Origin of the sequence: Cellulosimicrobium sp. JZ28, from assembly GCF_015327065.1 — a bacterium.
Taxonomy (GTDB): Bacteria; Actinomycetota; Actinomycetes; order Actinomycetales; family Cellulomonadaceae; genus Cellulosimicrobium; species Cellulosimicrobium funkei.
Genome location: NZ_CP017660.1, coordinates 3,454,989 through 3,476,919, shown reverse-complemented (window position 1 = coordinate 3,476,919; position 21,931 = coordinate 3,454,989). Strand labels below are relative to the sequence as shown.

The following is a 21,931-nucleotide window of genomic DNA, read 5'->3' as shown; positions in this document are numbered from 1 at the left end:
GCGAGCCGGGCTGTCGCCGCCTGCGCGTGCCCTGGCCGCGACATCTTGCTTGTTGACTCTTGCGAGAAGTTGTTGACTTGTGTGAATCGGCCCGGGAGACTCGAGATCCCGAGGTCGACGCCGTCCCGGGTTCTTGCCCCCTCACCGTCGAGGAGACACCCCATGAAGCTCTCCCTGTCCCGGGCGCGCACGCGTGCCACCGCTGTCACGGGTGCGCTCGTCGCGCTCGGGCTGGTGGTCTCGGGCGCCGCCGCCGCGACCGCCGTCCCGTCGGCGGCACCCGCTGCACCCGCCGCAGCCTCTGCCGCCGTCGCCCCGACGATCGCCCCGGTCGTCGACGCCAACTTCCCTGACCCGGACATCCTGCTCGTCGACGGCGTCTACCACGCCTACGCGACGAACGACCAGGGCCGGAACGTGCAGCACCGCACCTCGACGGACCTCGTGACGTGGAGCGCCCCGACCGACGTCGCGCCCGACCTCGGCGCGTGGGTCAGCGAGGCGTGCACGTTCTCGCCGGGCGGCGCGACCGACCGCTGCGTGTGGGCGCCCGAGGTCGCCGCGGTCGAGGGCGGGTACGCCCTCTACTACACGGCGCGCGACGCCACGTCGCCGCGCCAGTGCATCGGCCTCTCGCTCGCCGACTCGCCCGAGGGGCCGTTCGAGCCCGTCGGCGACGACCCGTTCGTCTGCCCCAACGGCGAAGACGGCACCGAGGACCTCGGGGGAGCGATCGACGCCGGGACGTTCGTCGACGGCGACCAGCTCTACCTGCTGTGGAAGGCCGACGGGAACTGCTGCACCGGCAAGACGGCGATCATCTTCGCCCAGCCGCTGTCGCCCGACGGCACCACGCTGACCGGTCCCGCCACCGAGCTGATCCGCGTCGACACGGCGTACGAGGGCCGCGTCGTCGAGGCGCCGACCGTCGTCGAGCGCGACGGCACCTACTACCTGTTCTACTCCGCGAACGACTTCTACGGCGGCGCGTACCGCACGTCGTACGCGACGGCGCCGAGCCTGGCCGGGCCGTGGACCAAGGCGACGACGGAGCTCATGACGAGCGACCGCTTCCAGGGCGACGTGCGCGGCCCGGGCGGGCAGGACATCGTCACCGCACCGGACGGCTCGGACGCGATCGTCTTCCACGGCTGGAACGCGGCGTTCACGTACCGCGCGATGTACGTCGCGGACCTCGAGTGGTCGGCCGACGGCGTCCCGTCCGTCCCGCAGGCGTCCGACCGCTACCAGGCCGAGGACGGCGTCGTGACGAACGCGCGCGTCGTGGCCGACGGCGGGGCGTCGGGCGGGGCGAAGGTCGGCGGCCTGGACTTCGCGGACTCGTCCGTGACGGTCGAGGTGCACGCCGACGCGGCCGGGCCGGCGGTGCTCGGCATCCGGTTCGCGAACGGCTCGCAGGACGGCGCGGCGCGCGTCCCGTCCACCGGGACGCTGGCCGTGAACGGCGCGGTGACGGAGACCGTCGTCTTCCCGCACACCACGTGGGGCAACTGGCAGACGTCCGAGCACCTCGTCGACCTCGTCGCCGGGACCAACACGATCACGCTGACGCGCGCGACGTTCTACACCGAGCTCGACGCGTTCGACGTCTACCCCGCGACGCGCGACCCGCGCCCGTCGGCGCCGCCGGTCATCCCGTCGGACGCGACGCGGTACGAGTTCGAGGACGGCGTCATCACGCGCGGCTCCGTCGGGAGCGCCGCCGGGGCGTCGGGCGGGCAGAAGGTCGGTGGGCTCGACTTCCTCGACAGCTCCGTCGCCCTCCAGGTCCACGCCGACGAGGCCGGTCCGTACACGCTCGGCGTGCGGTTCGCGAACGGCTCCGAGCGCGGCGGCTACACTCTGCCGTCGACGAGCACGGTCACGGTGAACGGCGCCGACGCCGGGGTCGTCACCTTCCCGCACACCACGTGGGGCAACTGGCAGTCCGTCACGCACCAGGTCGAGCTCCAGCAGGGGTGGAACACCGTCACCCTGACCAAGCTCACCTGGTACACCGAGCTCGACGCGCTCGACGTCTTCCCGGCCGAGGCGCCGCCCGTCGACCCGCAGGTCACCGTCACCGCGCAGCCCCGCTGCCTCGGTGGCACCCCGTACCTCGCCGTCCGCGCGACGAACGACGGCGACGAGACCGTCGCCCTCGCCGTCACCACCCCGCACGGCGAGCGCGCGTTCGCCCAGGTGGACCCGGGCAAGAGCGCGTACCAGTCGTTCAAGGTGCGCGGCGGGGCGCTCGAGGCGGGGGAGGCGCTCGTCGCGGTCACCGACGTCGCCGGCACGACGACGGAGGTGACGGCCGCGTACGACGCGCTCACCTGCGCGTAGCCGCCTCCTGACCAGCAGACCGCGGTGCCGCCCGGCCGATGGGCGGCACCGCGGTCGTCCGGCTCCTCGGCCTCACGCAGGCGGTCCCGTCAGGAGTCAGGGAGGTCGTCGGTCACCAAGCGGGACCGGGCCTCGTAGATCCGCAGCGGGTCGGCGGTGCTCGTCGTCGTCGCCGTGCCGGTGACGTCGGTCCAGCTCGGGGTGCCGGTGATCCGGAACTGCCCGGACCACGTCGTGGTCAGCGTGATCGTCACCCGGTCCGCCGGCTGGTCGTAGGTGTGCGCGACCGTGTGGTGCGGGTACGCGCCGCCCGGGTCGGTCGTCGTCACCGGACCGCTCCCGTCGCCGTAGTCCCAGGTGAACGACCGGGGGGTCGCCCGGATCTGGACCGGGATGCCGAGAAGCGTCGTGTCGAGCACCTGCTCCTCGGGCTCCGTGTAGGTGATCGTCGGCACGTTGACCACGGTCCAGCCGTCCGGCGGCTGCACGACGACGGGCGACGGCGCGATGGTGAGCTGGCGGAAGGCCGCTTCCGCCTCCGCGGTGAGGTCCGCCGCGCCGACGCACGACCCGTCGTCGACGAACTCCCAGCCCGACACCGCGGTGCGTGACCCGTCCGGGGCGTTCGTCCACGTCTGGCGGAAGAGCGGGTCCATCGCGAACTCCTCCGGCGCGCACGCCTGGGTGTGGTCGACCGGGGTCTGTCCGCCCGGGCATGCCTGTACCAGCCCCGGAAACGTCGTCGCGGTGTCGCCGTCGAAGCAGCGGTAGGCAGGTCCTCGCCGAAAGGCCTCCGATGCGGGACCGCCGTTTGCCGCTTGCGGGACGTGTTCGGTGCCGCCGTGCGGTGTCTGCTGCGCATGGACGATCGCTTGATCGTCTTGGAACTCGGATGAGAAGATTCCGCCGTCGTCCGCGGAGTAAGCGGCGCCTTGCCCGATGGCAAGGAGCGTGGTGGCTGTTCGAGTGAGGAGAGCGACGCGGTGCACTAGTCCGATCCTCCGACTGCGAGCACCAACCAGTTTCCGTCCTTTTCAAGCACGTCGATCTGGAGCTGTCCCGATTCGCCGTCGTCTTCAGAAACTACGTTTCCATCAGGCGCGACTCTGCGATGCGGAGACTGGTCGAAGTCAAAGAGGATCGGGTAACCGCCGATGAGATCGTCGAATGCGCCGACGTTGGCGTTCGACAGAGTGATCTCTGCTCCGCTGAACGCGTCTCCCTTGTCTCGGATGCTTCTCGCCTCGCTGCTTACGGAGGTGCAGAAGTCACACGTTTCGGCCCACGTCATGGCGTCCCACTCGGCCGTGTCGCCGGTGCTCATCACATACGGGTAGAGCTCGAGGAAGTACTCCGCCGCTGCAGCAGCACCCTCGGCGTCGTCGCGCTCCATGGCCGCGGGTCGTTCGGGCTTCGGCGGCCCGGTCGTGGTCGGCTCGGGTTCGGGTGTCTCCGTCTCAGACGCCTCGGCCGACGTCTCGACCGGAGGTGACGGTGCGGGTTCACCCCCGCCGGCGCACCCGGCGACCAGGCATCCGGCCGTCACGACGACGCCCAGGGTGAGCGCTCGCCGTCGGGCACTGCTTCTCGACCGGAGCGCTCGGGCGCTCACCGTTCCTGCCGGTCGTTCCTCGACCGGCGCATGACGCGTACGACTCACCAGACCCCCTGCCCGCGAACCGGGCGGCGCGGCCCGGACCGGGCGGCACCGCGCGAACGCCACGAACCTAGCGAAACGCCGTGCGACGCGGAACCGTCCGTCCCGCCCTGTGGACGACGCTTCACGAGGTGTCCACCACGTGACCGCTCCACAGGTGCGGGTGGCGCGGTGGGCACGGCTCGGTGAACGTTGCGCGACGCCCGTCCCCGCACCCGCCCATTCCGGCACAAAACCGGCGCCTCCGCTTCCTATGCTCCGAGTGGCCGCCCACCCGCAGGACGGGTGCCGCGCCGGCCGTGACCTGCACCCTCGGACGAGCGGACCTGTGCTGTGACCACCGTTCTCACCCCGGAGTCCTCGGGCTCCCCGGGCGCGCCCCGCGGCGCCGCGCCGGGCCCCACCTCCCCGGCCTCGGGCCCGGACGCGGTCCGCCCGGGCGCGGCCCGCCCGGGCGAGACCCGCCCAGGCGCGCCGGGATCGCCTGCCGGCCCGACGTCGTCGGGCACCGACCGCGAGGTCCAGACGCTGCACCGCAGCCGCCTGGGCGCGCGCCGCCGTCGGCGGAACCTGCTGTGGGCGCTCCTGCTCGCGGGCCCGAACGTCCTGCTGCTGCTGGTGTTCGTCTACCGGCCGCTGCTCCAGAGCTTCTACCTCTCGACGCTCCAGTGGAACCTCGGGTCGCCGGTCGCGCGGCCGGTCGGGCTGGGCAACTACGTCGAGTGGTTCACCGCCCCGACGACGGGCCGCATCGTCACGACGACGCTCGTCTTCACGCTCGCGACCGTCGGCGGCGCGATGGTCCTCGGCCTGGGCCTGGCGCTGCTCCTGAACCGGAAGCTCCGGGGCCGTGGAGTGGCCCGGACCGTCGCGTTCGCACCCTACGTGCTGTCGGGCTTCGCGGTCGGGATCCTGTGGCTGTTCATGTTCGACCCGCGCTACGGGCTGGTCCAGGAGCTGCTCGGCTGGGTCGGCGTCGCGTCGCCGCAGTGGTACACGCAGCGCCCGTGGCCTCTCGTGATGATCGTCGTGGTCTACCTGTGGAAGAACCTCGGGTACGTCGCCCTCATCTACCTGGCGGGCCTCCAGTCCGTTCCGCAGGACCTCAAGGACGCGGCCGCGCTCGACGGCGCGTCGTCGGCCCGGACGCTGCGCTCGATCGTCCTGCCGCTCCTCACCCCGACGACGTTCTTCCTCGTCGTGACGATGCTCCTCGCGTCGCTCCAGTCCTTCGACATCATCAAGGCGATGACGCAGGGCGGCCCGCTCGGCTCGACGACGACCCTCATGTACTCGATCTACGAGGAGAGCTTCGTCAACGGGCGCGCCGGGTACGCGTCGGCGGTCGCCACGGTCCTGTTCCTCGTGCTGCTCGCGGTGACCGCGGTGCAGATGCGGTTCGTCCAGCGGAAGGTCCACTACGCATGAGCGCCGTCGCGCCCGCCCGTCCCGAGACGGCGCCCGCCACGCCGGCCGCCCTCGCGCCCCGCCCGTCGGGCGCACCCCGTGCCCGACGCCGGGCCCTCCAGCCGGGTGGGTACCTCGCCCTGGTCCTCGCGACCGTCGTGCTCGGCGCGCCGCTGGTGTGGATGGTGCTCGCGAGCATGAAGACGCCCGCCGAGCTGTACACGGTCCCGCTGCAGTGGCTCCCGGGCAGCGTGAACCTCGACAACTACGCGCAGGCCGCGGACTCGATCCCGCTGGGGCGCCTGCTGCTCAACAGCGTCGGGATCACGGTCGTGGGCGCGGGCCTCAAGGTCGCGCTGGGCCTCACGTGCGCGTACGCGCTGGTGTTCCTCGACTTCCCGTTCAAGAAGGTCGTGTTCGGGCTCGTCATCGCGACGCTCATGATCCCGCCGCAGATCACGATCATCCCCAACTACACGCTCGTCGCGAGCCTCGGGTGGCTCAATACCTACCAGGGCATCCTCGTGCCGGGCCTGGCGAGCGCGTTCGGGACGTTCCTGTTCCGGCAGCACTTCCTCACGCTGCCGCGCTCGATCCTCGAGGCCGCCGAGCTCGACGGCGCGGGGCACTGGCGCAAGCTCTGGCGGTTCGTCGTGCCGATGAGCACGCCGACGCTCGCGGCGGTCGCGCTCGTGTCCGTCGTGACGGAGTGGAACGACTACCTGTGGCCGTTCCTCGTCATCGACCGCCCGGACAAGATGACGCTCCCCGTCGGTCTCACGCTGCTGCAGAACACCGACGGCATGACGAACTGGGGCGTGCTGCTCGCCGCGACCGTGGTCGTGACGCTGCCGATCCTCGTCGTCTTCCTCGTCCTGCAGCGTCGCCTCGTCGCGGGCCTCACCGCGGGCGCCGTCACCGGCTGACCCGCGCGCACCCGCCCGACACCAGACTCCCCGGCCCGCCCGCAGCGGTCCGGGTTTCCCGAAGCGCACCGACACCCGGTGCACGACCTGAAGGAGCACCTGTGTCCCACCGCACCGCACCCGGCCGGCCCGCGCGCCGCCGTCGGGCCCGCGCCGCCGCCACCGCCCTCACGGCGGTCACCGCCCTCGCGCTCACCGCGTGCGCCGGCCCGAGCGTGGCCGGGGCCGACGGCGCCGGCACCGGGGGCGACGACGCGGCGGCCGAGGCCGTCGACTGGTCCGCCGTCGAGCCCGCGTCCGAGATCACGTGGTGGAGCAACCACCCCGGCACGTCGCAGGAGATCGAGCAGGAGCTCATCGACCGGTTCGAGGAGGAGTCCGGCATCACGGTCAACCTCGTGACCGCGGGCGCCAACTACGACGAGGTGGCCCAGCGCTTCCAGGCCGCCTCGCAGACCGACGAGCTGCCCGACGTCGTCATCGCGTCCGACGTGTGGTGGTTCCGCTACCACCTCAACGACCAGATCCTGCCGCTCGACGACGTGCTCGAGTTCGTCGACGCCGACGCGGACGACTTCCAGCCCGCGCTCTACGCGGACTACGAGTACGACGACCAGCACTGGGCCGTGCCCTACGCGCGCTCGACGCCGCTCTTCTACTACAACAAGGACCTGTGGGCGGCGGCTGGCCTGCCCGACCGCGGGCCGGAGACGTGGGCGGAGCTCGAGGAGTGGGACGCGTCCCTCAAGCCGCTCGTCCCGTCGGGCGGCTCGACGCTCGGCCTGTCCACCGGGCCGTCGTGGGGCGCGTGGTGGTTCGAGAACATGATCTGGGGCCAGGGCGGTGCGTACTCCGACGGGTTCGACCTCACGCTCGACTCCGAGGAGTCGGTCGCGGGCGGCCAGTTCCTGCACGACCTCTTCCACGAGAAGGGCGTCGCGACGCTCTCCGCGGACGACGCGATGGTCGACTTCTCGTCGGGTCTCATCGCCTCGACCATCGGCTCGACGGGCTCGCTCAAGGGCGCGCTCGACGCGGCGTCGTTCGAGGTCGGCACGGCCTACCTGCCCGACGGCCCTGACGGCGGCGGCACCCCGACCGGCGGCACCGGGCTCGCCATCCCGGCGTCGAAGTCGCCCGAGCAGCAGCTCGCCGCGGCGATGTTCCTCGCGTTCCTCACGAACACCGAGAACACCGCGTACTTCTCGCAGAACACGGGCTACATGCCGGTGCGCACGTCGGCCGTCGAGTCCGACACCATGAAGGCCATCTACGAGGCGACGCCGCAGTTCCGCACGGCCGTCGACCAGCTCGCCGACAAGGCGCGCCCCCAGGACGACGCGCGCGTCTTCATCCCGGGCGCCGACGCGCTGCTCAACGAGGCGATCGAGCAGATCGTCATCGAGGGCGCCGACCCGGCGGCCGCGTTCGAGTCCGTCGCGCCGCGCATCGAGACGGCGTACAGCGAGAACGTGGAGCCGTACCTGTGACGGCGACCGCCCTCGCGCCCACGGGCTCGGTGCCGGACCGGGCCGCGCGCCCGCGCGTGATCGCGCACCGCGGCAACAGCTCCGTCGCGCCGCAGAACACGCTCGCCGCGTTCGAGGCGGCGTGGCGGGCCGGTGCGCACAGCATCGAGATCGACGTGCAGCTCACGGCCGACGGCGAGCCCGTCGTCATCCACGACGACACCGTGGACGCGACGACGTCCGGCAGCGGCACGGTCGCACGGCTCGACCGCGCGGCGATCCGGGCGCTCGACGCCGGGTCGTGGTTCTCCCCGGCGTTCGGCGGCCAGCGCGTGCCGACGTTCGGCGAGGTCGTCGACCTCCTCGTGCGGCGGCCGGGCACCGACCTGCTGCTCGAGCTCAAGGGGTCGTGGACGGCCGAGCAGGTGCGGCGCGTCACCGGGCCGATCCGCTTCGCGGGCCTCGCCGACCGGGTCGTGGCGCAGAGCTTCTGGCCCGAGACGGTCGCGGCGCTCCGCGAGGCCGACCCGGGCCTGCGCCGTGGGCTGCTCGTCGTGGCGCTCGACGACGACGTGCTCGCGCGGTGCGCCGAGCTCGACGTCGTGACGTGCAACCCCATGGGGGCGCTCCTCCTGGAGGACCCGGGCCTGGTGCAGCGCCTGCACGACGCCGGTCTCGAGGTCGCGGTCTGGACGCTCAACGAGCCCGCGCACTGGGCCGCCGCGGTCGACCTCGGGGTGGATGCGATCATCACCGACCGTCCCGACCGGCTCGCAGGCTGGCTCGCGGCCCGCGGGGTCTGAGGCCCGGACCGGTCGCACCGGGGTCGCGCGCCGGACGCTCGTCGTCCGGCGCGCGGCCCCGGTCTCGCGTCCCGCCGCGGACGCCTCCCGGGGTCAGCGCACGACGATGGTCGTGACGACGTCGGTCACGCTCGGCCGGGGCGGGGTCGACCCGAAGCCGAACCGGACCGGCGGGACGACGTCGCGCAGGTCGCCCAACGACGTCCCGTCCCAGCACGTCTGCGCGGCGACGAGCGCGCGGACGTCGGTCGCGCCGTAGTGCTCGGTGCGTCCCGGCCCCGCGCTGCCCCGCGTCCGGACCCCGCGCAGCAGCACGCGCGCGAGGGGGTCGGTGAGCACGGTCGCGTGCCGCGACGTCGCGACGCGGTGCGGCACCGCGCGCAGCACGTGACCCAGGGCCGTCCGCGGCCCGACGGCGAGCCGCGCCTCGAGCGGCCCGGCCACCACGTGCCAGCCCGGCAGGCGGCCGCGGCCCGGTCGCGCACCCGCCGCGTGGTCGCGGGCGGCAGCGGGCACGGCGTGGGCCGGCTCGTCCGTGACGGCGACCGGCACCAGGACGACCCGGTCGAAGCGGTAGGTCGACGTGACGAGCTCCGCGACGGGGCGCGACGGCGCGAGGAGGAGGCGCTCGCCGTCGGGCCGCTCGACCATGACGTCGGCGAACGCGCCGAACGGCGACACGTCCCAGCGCCCGACGACGACCCGCGTCCCGGACGCCGTGCCCCAGCCCGCGATGCGGCCGCGGAACCGCAGGACGCTCGACATCCCGGCAGCGTAGGCCGCGCCCGGCGCGCCCGCCCCCGTTCGGCGCGCGAGCCGTCGCCCGGGGCGGGACGCTCGGGGGAGGCGGCGACCGCCGTCGGGCAGCAGGAGGTGACCCGTGCCGAAGACGACGCGTGACGGCGACGCGAAGCAGTCCGAGATCCCCAGCACGCTGCAGCGCTCGGACGAGAAGGCGCAGCGCACGTTCGCGAAGGCCTACGACGCCGCGAGGGAGCAGTACGGCTCCGAGGCGCGCGCGCGGCGCGTGGCGTTCGCCGCGCTCAAGCACACGCACGAGAAGATCGGCGACCACTGGGAGCCGAAGGACGAGCCCGGCCCGTCCGACGAGCGCGCCGAGGAGGGTGGGCTCGACTCGACCACGGACACCGCCGGGGGCGTCGACGCGAACGCGACCAAGGAGCACCTGCTCGACGTCGCCCGCCGGCTCGACGTCGACGGCCGGTCGACCATGACCAAGGACGAGCTCGTCGAGGCGATCCAGCGCGCCAACGACCGCGCGACCCGCCGCGCCCGCGGCGACTGACCTGCAAACCCCGCGACCAGCCCTGGTTCCGCGAGGTAGAGCCGTGGTGGCTCGTCGGGGTCAGGCGGGCCGACGGCGGTGGGGGACCCGCACGCGGTCGAGGTCCTGCGCGACGGTGAGGTCGCCGTCGAACACCTCGCGGGCCTCGCGCCAGAACTCCGTCGGGTCGGGGTACCGCTGGGAGAAGTGCGTGAGGACGAGCGTCCGGACGCCCGCCTCGGCCGCGACCGTCGCGGCCTGCCGGGCCGTGAGGTGGCCCCAGCGCTCGGCCTGCTCGCGGTCGTGGTCGAGGAACGTCGACTCGATGACGAGCAGGTCGACGCCGTCCGCGAGCCGGTGCACGGCGTCGCACAGGCGCGTGTCCATGACGAACGCGAACGACTGGCCGGGCCGGGGGCCGCTCACGTCGTCGAGGGTGACGGTCCGCCCGCCGGGCGTCGTGACGCGGCCCGCGCGCTGCAACTCGCCCACGACCGGCCCCGCGAGCCCGTGGCGGGCGAGGAGCGCGGGGTCGAGCGAGCGGCCGTCGGGCTCGTCGAGGCGGTAGCCCACGGCCTCGATCGTGTGGTCGAGACGCTCGGCGCGGAGCGTGAAGCCCGGCTCGGGGCGGCCGGGGACGGGCGGGAGCACGCCGTCCGTCGTGACCGGCTGGAGCTCCAGGTGGCCGCGGCGGTAGTGGGCGCTCGCGTCGAGCAGGTGGTTCACCCACCGCTGGCCCGACGCCGGGTAGGTCACCCCGATCGTGTGCCGCACCCCGTCGCCGCTGATGCGCTGGGAGACGCCCGCGAGCCCGAGGCTGTGGTCGCCGTGCAGGTGGGTGATCGCGATGCGCGTGAGGTCGGTCGCCGACACCCCGGCGAACGTCATCTGCCGCTGGGTGCCTTCGCCGGGGTCGAAGAGGATCGCCTCGTCGTCCCAGAGCAGGACGTACCCGTTGTGGTTGCGCGTGCGGGTCGGGACCATGCTGGCCGTCCCCAGGACGACGAGCTCGCGGCGGGACATGCGCCCAGCGTGCCACGCCGCGCTCGCTGCCGGGCTCGTAGGGTGGCAGGAGACCCCCGCACCCGAGAACCGGAGAACCATGCGCCTGCTGCTCGTCCGTCACGGACAGACCCCGTCCAACGTCGCCGGCCTGCTCGACACCGCCCTGCCCGGGCCGGGCCTCACCGCCCTCGGGGCGCGCCAGGCGGCGGCGATCCCGGACGCGCTCTCGGGCCGCGTGGTCGACGGCGTCGCGGTGTCCACGCTCGTGCGCACGCACCTCACGGCGGCGCCGCTCGTCGAGCACCACGGTCTGGAGCCGCTCGAGCTCGACGGCCTGCGCGAGGTCGACGCGGGCGACCTGGAGATGTCCGCCGACCACGACGACCACGCCCTCTACCTGGAGACGGTCTTCGCCTGGGGCCGCGGCGAGCCCGACCGGCGGGTGCCCGGCGGCCCCGACGGCACCGAGTTCCTCGACCGGTACGACGACGCCCTCGCCGCCGTCGCGCGGACCGGGTGGGAGACCGCCGTCGTCGTGTCGCACGGCGCGGCGATCCGCGCGTGGGCGTGCGCGCGCGCCGCGAGCGTCGACGTCGACCGGCTCGCGTGGACCCCGCTCGCGAACACCGGGCTCGTCGAGGTCGAGGGGGACCCGGCGTCGGGCTGGCGGTTCGTCGGGCTGAGCGACGGGCCGCTGGGCGGCGCGTTCCTCGACGACCTCGTCGCGGAGGACCCGACGGGCGAGTCCGTCGACGAGGAGGAGCGCCGCGCCGCGGCGGACGACTGACCCCTACCACCCGGTCGGAATGACGCAATGATCGGAGCATTGCGACATCCCGACGCATCGCACGGATCTAGCGGTCGTCACGTTCGTGACATATGCTCGACGGATGGCCGACGCACCGCTGCCCGCGCCGAACGAGCGCGCGCTCGAGTCCGACATCGTCACGGACCTGCGCGAGCAGATGACGTACGGGTCGTACCTGCACCTCGACACGCTGCTCGCCGCGCAGGAGCCCGTGAGCGACCCGGAGCACCACGACGAGATGCTGTTCATCGTGCAGCACCAGACGACGGAACTCTGGCTCAAGCTCGTGCTGCACGAGCTCCTGTCCGCGCGCGACCTGCTCGCCGCCGACGAGCTGGGCGCCGCGCTCAAGCGCGTCGCGCGCGTCAAGCACGTGCAGCGCACGCTCACCGAGCAGTGGTCCGTCCTCGCGACCCTCACCCCGAGCGAGTACGCGCAGTTCCGCGGGTTCCTCGGGCACGCGTCCGGCTTCCAGTCGTGGCAGTACCGCGCGGTCGAGTTCCTGCTCGGCAACAAGAACGCGCGCATGCTCGACGTGTTCGACGCCGAGCCGGACGCGCGCGCCGAGCTCGCCCGCCTGCTCGCCGAGCCGAGCGTCTACGACGAGTTCCTGCGCCACCTCGCGCGGCACGGCCACGACGTCCCGCAGCGCGTCCTGGACCGCGACGTCACGGTGGCGCACACGCTCGACGACGACCTGGTCGAGGTCTTCCGGCGCATCTACGACGACCCGGAGACGTACTGGTCCGCGTACGAGACGTGCGAGGAGCTCGTCGACCTCGAGGACAACTTCCAGCTCTGGCGGTTCCGCCACATGAAGACGGTGCTGCGCATCATCGGCACCAAGCGCGGCACGGGCGGGTCGAGCGGCGTCGGCTTCCTCCAGCGCGCCCTCGACCTCACCTTCTTCCCCGAGCTGTTCGCCGTCCGCACCGAGATCGGGCGGTCGTGAGCCTCGGCCGGGCGGGCGACGGCGGCACCTGGCTCCCGCCGCTCGCGGACGCGCACGTGCACCTCGGCCTCGTCGACCCGGTCGCGGTGCGCCGCGGCGGGATCGCCGTCGTGCACGACCTCGGGTGGGTGCCCGACGTCGCGCGCACGTGGCCCGGGCGCCCCGGCTTCCCGGCGGTCGCGTTCGCGGGCGCGTTCCTCACCGCCCCCGGCGGCTACCCGTCGGACCGGTCGTGGGCGCCCGCCGGGTCCGTCGAGGAGGTCGGCTCGCCCGAGGCGGCCGTCGCCGCCGTCGACCGCCAGGTCGCCGCGGGGACGTCGTTCGTCAAGGTCGCCCTGCACTCCGGCGCCGGCCCGGTGCCCGACGACGTCACCCTCGCCGCGCTCGTCGGCCACGCCCACGCGCGGGGCCGGGACGTCGTCGCGCACGTGGAGGGGCGCGGCATGGCGGCCCGCGCGTTCGAGGCAGGCCTCGACCGGCTGGCGCACGCCCCGTTCAGCGAGCGCCTGCCCGAGAACCTCCTGGCGGCGATGGCCACGCCCCGCCCCGCCGAGCACGACCTTCCACGCGGTCGAGCACGGGGTGACGGGCGAGATGAGCCGGATGGCGACCGTCACCCCGTGCTCGGCGGGGCGGGGAGTGGCCGGGTGGGTCAGGTGAGCCGGGTGAGCTGGGTGAGCACGCTCGACGTGCACGGGTGGGGGAGCCCGACGGCCGAGCAGGACGTCGCGATCGACAACGCGCGGCGGTTCGTCGCGCTCGGCGGGACGGTCGTCTACGGCACCGACCTCGGCAACGGCCCGCTCCCGCCCGGTGTGAACGCCCGCGAGCTGCGGGCGCTCGCGGAGGCCGGCCTCGACGCGCACGCCCTCCTGGGCGCGATCGCGCACGACGGCGCCGCGCCCGACCCGGACGGCGTCGCGACCTGGGTCCCCGGCGACCCGCCCGACCTCGACGACCCCGACGACGTGGCCGCGTGGTTCGCGCGCGCCGTCGTCGTGGCGCGACCCGAGCCCCACGGTGCGCCGCGCGCACCCCGCACCCCGGAGGACACGCGATGACCGACCGCACCGACGGCACGACCACCGACCACGCCGCGCGGTCGGCCGCGCTCGACGCGGCGGACCCGCTCGCGCGGTTCCGCGACGCGTTCGTCGACTCCGACGAGGTCACCGCCTACCTCGACGGGAACTCGCTCGGCCGTCCGACGCGCGCGTCGGCGGAACGGCTCGCGCGGTTCGCGACCGACGTCTGGGGAGCGCGGCTCATCCGCGGCTGGGACGAGGAGTGGTACGAGCTCCCGCTGACGCTGGGCGACCGGATCGGTGCGGTGACGCTCGGCGCGGCAGCGGGCCAGACGTTCGTCGGGGACTCGACGACCGTGATCCTCTACAAGCTCGTGCGCGCCGCGCTCTCGGCGCCGCAGGTCGCGGGCCGCGACGAGATCGTGCTCGACGCCGGGAACTTCCCGACGGACCGGTACGTGCTGGAGGGCGTCGCGCGCGAGCACGGCGCGACGCTGCGGTGGATCACGCCCGACCACGACGGCGGCGTGACCCCGGCGCAGGTGGCGGAGGTCCTCTCCGACCGCACCGCGCTCGTGCTGCTCAGCCACGTCGCGTACCGGTCGGGGTACGTGAGCGACGCCGCCGCGATCACGACCCTCGCGCACGATGCCGGGGCGCTCGTCCTGTGGGACCTGTGCCACTCCGCGGGCGCGGTCCCCGTCGAGCTCGACGCGTGGGGCGTCGACCTCGCGGCGGGCTGCACGTACAAGTACCTCAACGGGGGTCCCGGCGCGCCCGCGTTCGGCTACGTGCGCGCCGACCTCCAGGGCGCGCTCACCCAGCCGATCCAGGGCTGGATGGGGAGCGCGGCGCCGTTCGAGATGGGTCCGGCGTACGCGCCGCACGACGGCGTCCGGCGCTTCCTCTCGGGGACGCCCGCGATCGTCGGGATGCTCGCGATGCAGGACATGCTCGACCTCGTGGACGCGGCCGGGATGGCGGCGGTCCGCGCGAAGTCCGTCGCGCTCACCGAGCACGCGACCGCCCTCGTGGACGACCTGGTGCTCCCGCTCGGCGCCCGGTACGCGTCGCCGCGCGACCCCGAGCGCCGGGGGAGCCACGTGACCGTCGACCACGACGCGTTCGAGGCCACGCTCCCGCTGCTCTGGGAGCGCGGCGTGATCCCCGACTTCCGCCGCCCGAACGGCCTGCGCCTCGGCCTGTCCCCGCTCTCGACGAGCTTCGACGAGGTGCGCGTCGGTGTCGAGGCGGTGCGCGACGCCCTGGCCGAGGTCCTCGACCGCACGACCGCGCCCGGCGCGGCCCGGTCCGCGTGATCCTCGACGACCTCGACTCCCGGCCCGGGAGCACGACGTCGTTGCTGCGCACCGTCGTCGGGCTGTACGTCCGGGACCTGGGCGGTGCGGTCGCGGTGGCGGACCTGGTCGACCTGCTCGGCGCGCTCGGCGTGCCGCCCGCGGGGGCGCGCAGCGCGGTCTCGCGCGTCAAGGCCAAGGGTCTGCTCGTGCCCGAGACGCTCGACGACGGCCGCGCCGGGTACCGGCTCGCGCCCGACGCCGGGCCCATGCTCGCGCGCGGCGACCGGCGCATCTTCGGCTACCGGCAGCAGGGCGGCGGCGACCCGTGGTGCCTCGTGTCGTACTCGTTGCCCGAGGAGCGGCGCGACGCGCGGCACCAGCTGCGCCGGCACCTCGCGTGGATCGGCGCCGGGAGCGTCGCGGACGGGCTGTGGATCACGCCCGGTCACCTCGTGGACGAGGTCGAGGAGATCCTCGTGGCGCTGGAGGTCCGCGACGCCGCGACGGTGTTCCTCGCGGGGGCGCCGCGCGTCGCGGGGTCGTTCGCGGACGCGGCGGCGCGCTGGTGGGACCTCGACCGGGTCGCGGCGCTGCACCGCACGTTCCTCGCCCGGCACGACGACGCGGGAGCCGACGGCGCCCCGTCCACGCGAGCGGACGAGCCGCGCGACGCGTTCGCGCGCTGGGTGCGCGCCGTGGACGACTGGCGCCCGATCCCGTACGCCGACCCCGGGCTGCCGTCTGCCGCGCTGCCCGCGGACTGGCCGGGGACGGCGAGCGTCGCGCTGTTCGACCGTCTCGGGCGCGGGCTCGCGGACGCCGCGTCTCGCCACGTCCGGGTCGTCGTCGGGCGTCGAGGGGAGCACAGTGAGGGGATGAGCGACGTGACGCAGGACCTCCCGGCTGCGGTGCGGACCCTCGTCGAGGCGACGAACGCAGGCGACACCGCCCGGTTTCTCACCGCGTTCACCGCGGACGCCGTCCTCGACGACGGGAGCCGCCGCTTCCGCGGCCGCACCGAGCTCGCGAGCTGGGACCGGACGGACAACATCGGCAAGCGCTCGCACTTCGACGTCTCCGGGCTGCGGCCGGGGGCCGCACCCGACGAGGTGCTGCTCGACCTCACGGTCTCGGGGGACGGGTACAACGGGCCAGGCACGTTCACCGTCCGCCTGCGCGACGGGCTGATCGCGAGCCTCGTCATCTCCTGACCTGGGGCCGCGCGCACGCGCAGCCTCTCGAGGCTCCTCGGACGCCCGACATGACCGACAGGTCCGGCTGCCCGTGCGCACGGTGAGGTGGGGTCGATCACATCGGCGCGACTTCACCCGGCACGCGTTCTGGACGCTCGTCCAGTTCGGCCTACGGTGAGAGGGACGGGCTGGACCCGGTCCGTCGGGACCGACCCTTCCCCCACCTGATGGAGCTGTCCGCTCGATGCTGCCCTCACTTCTGTTGCCGCAGTCAACTACTCGTCCCGGTCGGCGCCGCACCGCTGCCGCTGCTGTCGTCGCGCTGGCGGGTGCCGCGCTCGTGCTGCCCGCGTCGGGCGCCGTCGCCGCCGACGCATCGGTGAACCCCTTCGACCTGGCCGGGGGTTCAGCGTCTACGCCCGCGAGGACGCCCACCTCGGCAACCACGAGACGGAGGGCTCGGTCGCGGTCGGCGGCGAGCTCTCCGTCCGCGCCGACGGGGGCATGTACGCGATCCTCCACCAGGCGGCCGGGACGGCCGACTACACGATCCCCACCGTCGACGGCGACCCCACCCGTCTCCTCGTCGGTGGCTACGCGCCGACGTCGGGGACGGTCCAGATCACGAACGGCGGGGCGCCCGCGGACCGGGGTGCAGCGCTCCGGGGCTACCTCAAGGTCGTGGGTGACGACCCGGCGTTCGGCACGTACCAGCGCGCCGACTGGGTGCGGTACCGCACGGCGCTCGACGACTCGCCCGCCGTCGACGCCACGAACCAGAAGTGGCCGGACGGCGCCGCGACGGTGGCGACGGAGCGCGGCTCCGTGGCGGCGTACGTCGAGACGGGCGCCACGGGGGCCGCCGAGGTCCGCCGGTGCCTCGCCGACCTCGTGCCGAGCGGCGCGGCGCACGTGCTCTCCGTGACGGAGGACGTCGGCGACCGCGTCGTCCTCTCCCCGCTCGACGCCGGGCGGCCGAACGTCGTCGACTACGCGGCGATCGCGGACGCGTACACCGTGCAGTTCGCCGACGGCGTGCTCCCGTCGGCCGACGCCCCGCTCATCGTCTCCGTCCCCGCCGGGACGACCGACCTGAAGGGCTCCGTGTTCGGCGAGGCAGGCAAGGCGGCCTCGTTCGTGATGTGGGACCTGTCGCGGCTCGACGGCCCGGTCACGCTCGGTGCCGGCGGGGCACGCCTGGACGGGTCGGTGTACGCGCCGACCGCCGACCTCACCGTCGAGGCGTCCCCGCTCGACGGGCAGGTCGTGGCGCGCGACCTCACCCTGCTCGGCGGGGAGGCGCACGCCTACCTCTTCGCCGGGTCGATCCCGTGCGGCACCGTGCCCGCCGAGAGCGGCAGCCTCACGGTGACCAAGCGGGTGCTGGGCGACGCCGCCTCGGTCGTCCCCGCGGGCACCGCGTTCACCGTCGCGTACGCCGTCGACGGGTCGGCGGGCGAGCTCACGCTCCCCGTGGACGGTACGGCGACCCTCGACGACCTCCCGCTCGGGGCCGAGGTGGTGCTGGGCGAGCCCGACTTCCCCACGGTCGAGGGCGTGGAGTGGGGCGCGCCGACGTGGCAGGTCGACGGTGGCACGGTCGAGCCGGGCGACGACGGCACGGTGCGCGTGGAGGTCTCCACGAGCGCGGCCGTCGCCGTGGAGCTGACCAACACCGCCGACGAGCCGGGCGCGACCACACCGACGACGCCGACCGATCCCGCGGTCCCGACCGACCCCACGCGCCCGACCGTGCCCACGACGCCCGACGTGCCGGGCACGCCCGACGTGCCGGGCACGCCCGACGTGCCGGGAGCACCGGCCGACGGTGGCACGGGTGGTCTCGCGACGACCGGCGTGCAGGCCGCCGGTGTCGCGATCGCCGCGCTCCTGCTCGTCGCGCTCGGCACGGGGGTCCTCGTCCTCCGGCGGCGCCGGGGCGCCTGAGCCGCCTTCCCCTCGTCGCAGGCCTCGACGCCGCGTCCCTTCCGGGGCGCGGCGTCGTGCGTCTCCCGGGCCGGGCGGAGGACGGCCATCTGGCCGCCGCCGCGCGTTCACCGCGACGACGCGTGGGAGCCATCCCCGCTCCCTACTGTGACAGCGCTTCCCACCACGGGTCCGACGCCGCCACGGTGGTCCGACGGTCGTCGCCGCGCGGACCCCTGACCTGCGAAGGAACCCATGAACCCGCACGCCTCCCGGCTGCCCGGCGCGCTCGCGCGCGCGGCGGCGTCGGCGCTCGCCGTCTCGCTCGTCGGCACGGCGCTCGTCGCCGCGACCGCGACCTCGACGGCCGCCGCCGACGAGTCCCTGCTCTCGACGTCCGGCACGACCTGGCGCTACCTCGACGACAACACGAACCCGGCGGGATCCGCCGTGGACCAGCGCGTGTGGACGACCACCGCCTTCGACGACTCCGCGTGGAGGTCCGCGACGGGCGCGTTCGGCGCGAAGCGCGGCGCAGCGACGGGTATCGGCGCCGCCTTCCCGATCACGACGCTCCTCACCCAGTACATCGAGGGCACGACGACGGACGTCCCCACGTTCTTCTTCCGCACCGACGTGGAGCTCACCGCGGCCGACCTCGACGGCGTCCCGGCGTTCGAGGGCGAGATCGTCTACGACGACGCCGCGATCGTCTACGTGAACGGCGAGGAGGTCGTGCGCCTCGGCGACGACGACCGGAAGATCACCGAGAACCTCCAGTACCACGGCAACGGCCGCACGGACCCGGTGACGGGCACGTTCGTCGTCCCGGCCGACGCGTTCGAGCCCGGCGAGAACACGATCTCCGTCGCGCTCTACCAGGACGCGCCGACGAGCTCGGACATCTACCTCGACGTCCGCTCGCTCGTCCCGACGCACGGCGAGGTCCGCGACGTCGCCTTGAACGTCGGCGCGGACGAGACGCAGGCCAACGTCGCGTGGTTCTCGACGCTGCCCGGCGCGGGCGAGGTGCAGTGGGCCCGAGCCGACGAGACGGGCGGCGAGGTCGACTGGCGGACGGCCCCGACGTCGTCGTCCCGGAGTGGTGCGGCCGCGGACGGCGCGACGTACCACCACGCCACGATCACCGGGCTCGAGGAGGACGCGGCGTACGTGTACCGCGTGGGCAGCGCGGCGGCCGGCTGGTCCGAGCCGTCGACGTTCACGACGGGGACGTTCGGGGACGAGTTCTCCGCGCTGTTCGTCGGCGACGCGCAGATCGGTGCGAGCGGCAACGCCGCGAACGACGCGGCGCGCTGGGCCGCCAACCTCGACACCATGACCGAGCGGCACCCGGACACCGCGTTCCTCATCTCCGCGGGCGACCAGGTCGAGAACGCGGGCAGCAGCCAGCAGTACGCGGGCTTCCTCGCGCCGCGCCAGATGCGCGAGCTGCGCTTCGCCGTCCAGGACGGCAACCACGACACCGCGTCGGCGCTCTACGACCAGCACTACGCGATGCCGAACCTCTCGACCGAGCAGCGCCGCGACTACTGGTACGCGTACAACAACGTGCTCGTCGTCGCGATCGACTCGAACGACTCGTCCGCGACGCAGATCGCGGGGCACGAGGCGTTCCTGCGCGACGTGGTCGGCACGCACGGCGACGCGTACGACTGGGTCGTCGTGACGTTCCACCACTCGCTCTACAGCCAGGCGTTCCATTCGCGCGACACCGACGTGGTGCGCCTGCGCGAGGCCCTGTCGCCCGTCTTCAGCGACCTGGGCGTCGACCTCGTCCTCGCGGGCCACGACCACATCTACACGCGCTCGTACCTCATGGAGGGCGCGACGCCGGTCGTCCCGGCCGCGGCGCCGGCCGAGGGCGACGTCCTCACCCCGGACGAGGACCAGGTCCTCTACCTGACGGGCAACTCGTCGTCGGGCTCGAAGTTCTACGACTTCGACGGCGCCAAGCTGTGGACGGCGCGCTGGGAGCAGTCGCGCGAGGCCAGCTACTCCGACCTCGACGTCACGCCCACGTCGCTCACCGTCACCACCTACGCGACCGGGTCGCAGCGCGTCGTCGACCGGGTGACGCTCCGACGCGAGGACGAGGCGGGCCCCGCGCTCGCCGTCGAGACCAGCACCCGCTGCCTCGCGGGCACCGCGTACGTCGCGGTCCGCGCCACGAACACCGGTGACATCCCGGCCGACGTCACCCTCGCGACGCCGTTCGGCACGCGCACGGTCGCGGCGGTCGCGCCGGGCAAGTCTGCATACCAGTCGTTCTCGACGCGGGCGGTCGCCGCGGACGCCGGGTCCGTCACCGTCACGGGCACCCTGCCCGACGGCGGCGCCTCCTCCGCCCAGGACGTCGCCTTCCCGGCGGTCTCCTGCGGCTGAGGCCACGCCCCCGGGCCTGGAGCGCGAGCGCGCTGCCGGCTCAGGCGGGGTCGTCGAGCGGCTGCACGACGACCCCGCCGAACCGGGCCTCCTGCGCACGGAGTGCGACGCCGTCGATCCAGACCCTCCCCGCGAGCACGTCGGACGACGCGGGCAAGCCGTCCGGGCGCTGCGCGGTGTACCCGCCCGTGATGGTCGCGTTCGCCAGGACGACGGGACGGCCCGCTTCGTCGGTGACGTCCTGCGCGCACCACCCGCACACGTGGCGCGGGTAGCGGGGGTTCTCGCGGAGCAGCGTCCCGCACAGCGGGCAGTGCTGCACGGGGCGCGCGTCGCCGTCGGGCAGGACGAGCGCCTCGGAGCGCACGAGGCCGCCCTGGGCGGTGCGGCGCGCCAGCGCCGTGAGCACGCGGCGGCCGACCCCGGGCCAGCCGTGGACGGCCGCGGACCACTCGTCGGGCACCGCGCGGGCGCCGTAGCGCGCGCCGAGCAGGCTCCCGGCGATCGCGGCGACGGTGTCGGTGTCGCCGCCGACGGCGACCGCGGCCTGGAGCGCCGCCACCAGGTGGTCCCGACCCGCGAACCGCGAGCGCTCCGGCGGGGACGTCGTCGCGATCGCGCGCCACGCCGCCTGGAGCGCGGTCACCGTGAAGCCGTTCTGCCGGAGGTCGGCCACGGGCCGGGCGGACTCCGCGTCCGCGACCCACGCCGACCAGCGCGCCGCGGCCTCCGGGCCGAGCAGGTCGAGGCCGGCCCGCACGTCGAGCCGCTGCTCCGTCACCGCGACGCGCACGGCCTCCGACCACAGCACGCACGACTCGGCGGCGAGCGGGTCGGTGTGCGTGATCTCCGCGACGGTGCGCGCCGCGCGGGCGGTCGCGTCCCGGTCGCCGAGCGCGACGAGCCCGACGACGCCCGTCCGCATGAGCGCGCCGTTCCCCGCCGTGCGACCGGTCGCCGCATGGAGCGCGGCGGACGCCTCGCGCAGGCGCGTCGCGGCAGGTCCCCGGCGGGCGGCGGCGTCGCGCAGCACGGCGGCGGTCTGCGTCCCGACGTCGGTCGCGCCCCCGGTGCGCCACGCCTCGAATGCGGCCGCGACCTCGTCGAGCGGCGTCGCCCCGAACGCGTCCGGCACGGGGGAGAGGACGTCGTGCGCCGCGGTCACGCGCGCGACGCACACCGACATCTGGGTGTCGTCGCTCCACTCGCCGGGGGCGTACGGGCCGAGCCCGCCCCCGCGCATGACCGCGACCTCGTCACGGTGCCCGGGCCCGGGCGGCTGCGCGAACTCGTACGGCACGCCGAGCGCGTCGCCCGCCGCCTGCGCGAGCAGCACCCCCGACGCGCGGTCGAGCAGGCCGTGGTCGAGCGGGTCGAGGGCTGCCGGGCGGGGAACGGGCGTCGTCGTCACGTCGTGATCGT

At 74.3% G+C, this 21,931-nt stretch carries 18 protein-coding genes; 13 read left to right on the top strand and 5 right to left on the bottom strand.

Annotated elements, in window-relative coordinates; translation table 11 throughout:
• The first annotated feature begins 162 nt into the window (after positions 1–162).
• Positions 163–2,346 carry a family 43 glycosylhydrolase gene (locus BJP59_RS15600; RefSeq protein WP_194521370.1) on the top strand — a complete coding sequence of 728 codons (2,184 nt, stop codon included), beginning with the start codon at positions 163–165 and terminating at the stop codon, positions 2,344–2,346.
• Between the two features lie 89 nt (positions 2,347–2,435).
• Here the strand turns inward: BJP59_RS15600 and BJP59_RS15595 are convergent, their stop codons facing one another.
• Together BJP59_RS15595 and BJP59_RS15590 are read right to left on the bottom strand one after the other, a co-directional pair.
• Positions 2,436–3,002: a hypothetical protein gene (locus tag BJP59_RS15595; protein ID WP_194521369.1), complete on the bottom strand. Its 567-nt coding sequence runs from the start codon at positions 3,000–3,002 to the stop codon at positions 2,436–2,438.
• A gap of 332 nt (positions 3,003–3,334) precedes the next feature.
• Positions 3,335–3,892 (bottom strand): DUF6318 family protein, encoded by a 558-nt coding sequence (locus tag BJP59_RS15590; protein ID WP_228485452.1) that lies wholly within the window; start codon positions 3,890–3,892, stop codon positions 3,335–3,337.
• Between the two features lie 639 nt (positions 3,893–4,531).
• On the opposite strand from BJP59_RS15590, the gene BJP59_RS15585 reads away from it, so the two are divergent.
• The 4 genes from BJP59_RS15585 to BJP59_RS15570 all read left to right on the top strand — a co-directional run bounded on the left by BJP59_RS15585 (position 4,532) and on the right by BJP59_RS15570 (position 8,608).
• The gene (locus BJP59_RS15585) at positions 4,532–5,431 is read left to right on the top strand and encodes a carbohydrate ABC transporter permease (RefSeq protein ID WP_064315648.1); all 900 of its coding nucleotides are present in this window, start codon (positions 4,532–4,534) and stop codon (positions 5,429–5,431) included.
• Entirely contained in the window at positions 5,428–6,336 is a 909-nt protein-coding gene (locus BJP59_RS15580; RefSeq protein WP_053370565.1) for a carbohydrate ABC transporter permease, read from the top strand. Before BJP59_RS15585 ends, BJP59_RS15580 begins: the two co-directional genes overlap by 4 nt.
• Before the next feature lie 101 nt (positions 6,337–6,437).
• Positions 6,438–7,826 (top strand): ABC transporter substrate-binding protein, encoded by a 1,389-nt coding sequence (locus BJP59_RS15575; RefSeq protein WP_194521367.1) that lies wholly within the window; start codon positions 6,438–6,440, stop codon positions 7,824–7,826.
• Positions 7,823–8,608, top strand: a complete 786-nt coding sequence (locus tag BJP59_RS15570; protein WP_228485107.1) for a glycerophosphodiester phosphodiesterase — start codon at positions 7,823–7,825, stop codon at positions 8,606–8,608. The genes BJP59_RS15575 and BJP59_RS15570 overlap by 4 nt, the downstream gene beginning before the upstream one ends.
• A gap of 93 nt (positions 8,609–8,701) precedes the next feature.
• Here BJP59_RS15570 and BJP59_RS15565 read toward each other — a convergent pair whose 3' ends face one another.
• Positions 8,702–9,373: a hypothetical protein gene (locus BJP59_RS15565; protein ID WP_194521366.1), complete on the bottom strand. Its 672-nt coding sequence runs from the start codon at positions 9,371–9,373 to the stop codon at positions 8,702–8,704.
• A 115-nt stretch (positions 9,374–9,488) separates the two neighbouring features.
• Between BJP59_RS15565 and BJP59_RS15560 the strand changes: the two genes are divergently transcribed.
• Positions 9,489–9,914: a ChaB family protein gene (locus tag BJP59_RS15560; protein ID WP_194521365.1), complete on the top strand. Its 426-nt coding sequence runs from the start codon at positions 9,489–9,491 to the stop codon at positions 9,912–9,914.
• Positions 9,915–9,974: 60 nt separating this feature from the next.
• Here the strand turns inward: BJP59_RS15560 and BJP59_RS15555 are convergent, their stop codons facing one another.
• Positions 9,975–10,916: a ribonuclease Z gene (locus tag BJP59_RS15555; RefSeq protein ID WP_031316540.1), complete on the bottom strand. Its 942-nt coding sequence runs from the start codon at positions 10,914–10,916 to the stop codon at positions 9,975–9,977.
• A 79-nt stretch (positions 10,917–10,995) separates the two neighbouring features.
• On the opposite strand from BJP59_RS15555, the gene BJP59_RS15550 reads away from it, so the two are divergent.
• From BJP59_RS15550 to BJP59_RS15520, 7 genes are all read left to right on the top strand, one after another.
• On the top strand, positions 10,996–11,685 hold the full coding sequence (locus tag BJP59_RS15550; RefSeq protein WP_194521364.1) for a histidine phosphatase family protein: 690 nt from the start codon (positions 10,996–10,998) through the stop codon (positions 11,683–11,685).
• Between the two features lie 103 nt (positions 11,686–11,788).
• On the top strand, positions 11,789–12,658 hold the full coding sequence (locus BJP59_RS15545; RefSeq protein ID WP_076404398.1) for a tryptophan 2,3-dioxygenase: 870 nt from the start codon (positions 11,789–11,791) through the stop codon (positions 12,656–12,658).
• Positions 12,655–13,719 (top strand): amidohydrolase, encoded by a 1,065-nt coding sequence (locus BJP59_RS15540; RefSeq protein ID WP_194521363.1) that lies wholly within the window; start codon positions 12,655–12,657, stop codon positions 13,717–13,719. The genes BJP59_RS15545 and BJP59_RS15540 overlap by 4 nt, the downstream gene beginning before the upstream one ends.
• Entirely contained in the window at positions 13,716–15,002 is a 1,287-nt protein-coding gene (gene kynU / locus BJP59_RS15535) for a kynureninase (protein ID WP_194521362.1), read from the top strand. The genes BJP59_RS15540 and kynU overlap by 4 nt, the downstream gene beginning before the upstream one ends.
• Complete coding sequence (locus BJP59_RS15530) at positions 14,999–16,195, top strand: PaaX family transcriptional regulator C-terminal domain-containing protein (RefSeq protein WP_194521361.1); 1,197 nt, start codon at positions 14,999–15,001, stop codon at positions 16,193–16,195. The genes kynU and BJP59_RS15530 overlap by 4 nt, the downstream gene beginning before the upstream one ends.
• A 357-nt stretch (positions 16,196–16,552) precedes the next feature.
• Positions 16,553–18,124: a collagen-binding domain-containing protein gene (locus BJP59_RS19910; RefSeq protein ID WP_228485450.1), complete on the top strand. Its 1,572-nt coding sequence runs from the start codon at positions 16,553–16,555 to the stop codon at positions 18,122–18,124.
• A 234-nt stretch (positions 18,125–18,358) separates the two neighbouring features.
• Positions 18,359–20,509, top strand: coding sequence for a purple acid phosphatase family protein (locus tag BJP59_RS15520; protein ID WP_194521360.1), 2,151 nt, complete (start codon positions 18,359–18,361; stop codon positions 20,507–20,509).
• A gap of 40 nt (positions 20,510–20,549) precedes the next feature.
• Here the strand turns inward: BJP59_RS15520 and BJP59_RS15515 are convergent, their stop codons facing one another.
• The gene (locus tag BJP59_RS15515) at positions 20,550–21,920 is read right to left on the bottom strand and encodes an ADP-ribosylglycohydrolase family protein (protein WP_228485106.1); all 1,371 of its coding nucleotides are present in this window, start codon (positions 21,918–21,920) and stop codon (positions 20,550–20,552) included.
• Positions 21,921–21,931: the final 11 nt, after the last annotated feature.

What these genes read in the sequence shown, in the direction of transcription:
- BJP59_RS15600 (WP_194521370.1), top strand. Translation starts at nt 163, where the DNA reads ATGAAGCTCTCCCTGTCCCGGGCGCGCACGCGTGCCACCGCTGTCACG.
- BJP59_RS15595 (WP_194521369.1), bottom strand. Translation starts at nt 3,002, where the DNA reads ATGGACCCGCTCTTCCGCCAGACGTGGACGAACGCCCCGGACGGGTCA.
- BJP59_RS15580 (WP_053370565.1), top strand. Translation starts at nt 5,428, where the DNA reads ATGAGCGCCGTCGCGCCCGCCCGTCCCGAGACGGCGCCCGCCACGCCG.
- BJP59_RS15565 (WP_194521366.1), bottom strand. Translation starts at nt 9,373, where the DNA reads ATGTCGAGCGTCCTGCGGTTCCGCGGCCGCATCGCGGGCTGGGGCACG.
- BJP59_RS15555 (WP_031316540.1), bottom strand. Translation starts at nt 10,916, where the DNA reads ATGTCCCGCCGCGAGCTCGTCGTCCTGGGGACGGCCAGCATGGTCCCG.
- BJP59_RS15550 (WP_194521364.1), top strand. Translation starts at nt 10,996, where the DNA reads ATGCGCCTGCTGCTCGTCCGTCACGGACAGACCCCGTCCAACGTCGCC.
- BJP59_RS15545 (WP_076404398.1), top strand. Translation starts at nt 11,789, where the DNA reads ATGGCCGACGCACCGCTGCCCGCGCCGAACGAGCGCGCGCTCGAGTCC.
- kynU (WP_194521362.1), top strand. Translation starts at nt 13,716, where the DNA reads ATGACCGACCGCACCGACGGCACGACCACCGACCACGCCGCGCGGTCG.
- BJP59_RS15520 (WP_194521360.1), top strand. Translation starts at nt 18,359, where the DNA reads ATGAACCCGCACGCCTCCCGGCTGCCCGGCGCGCTCGCGCGCGCGGCG.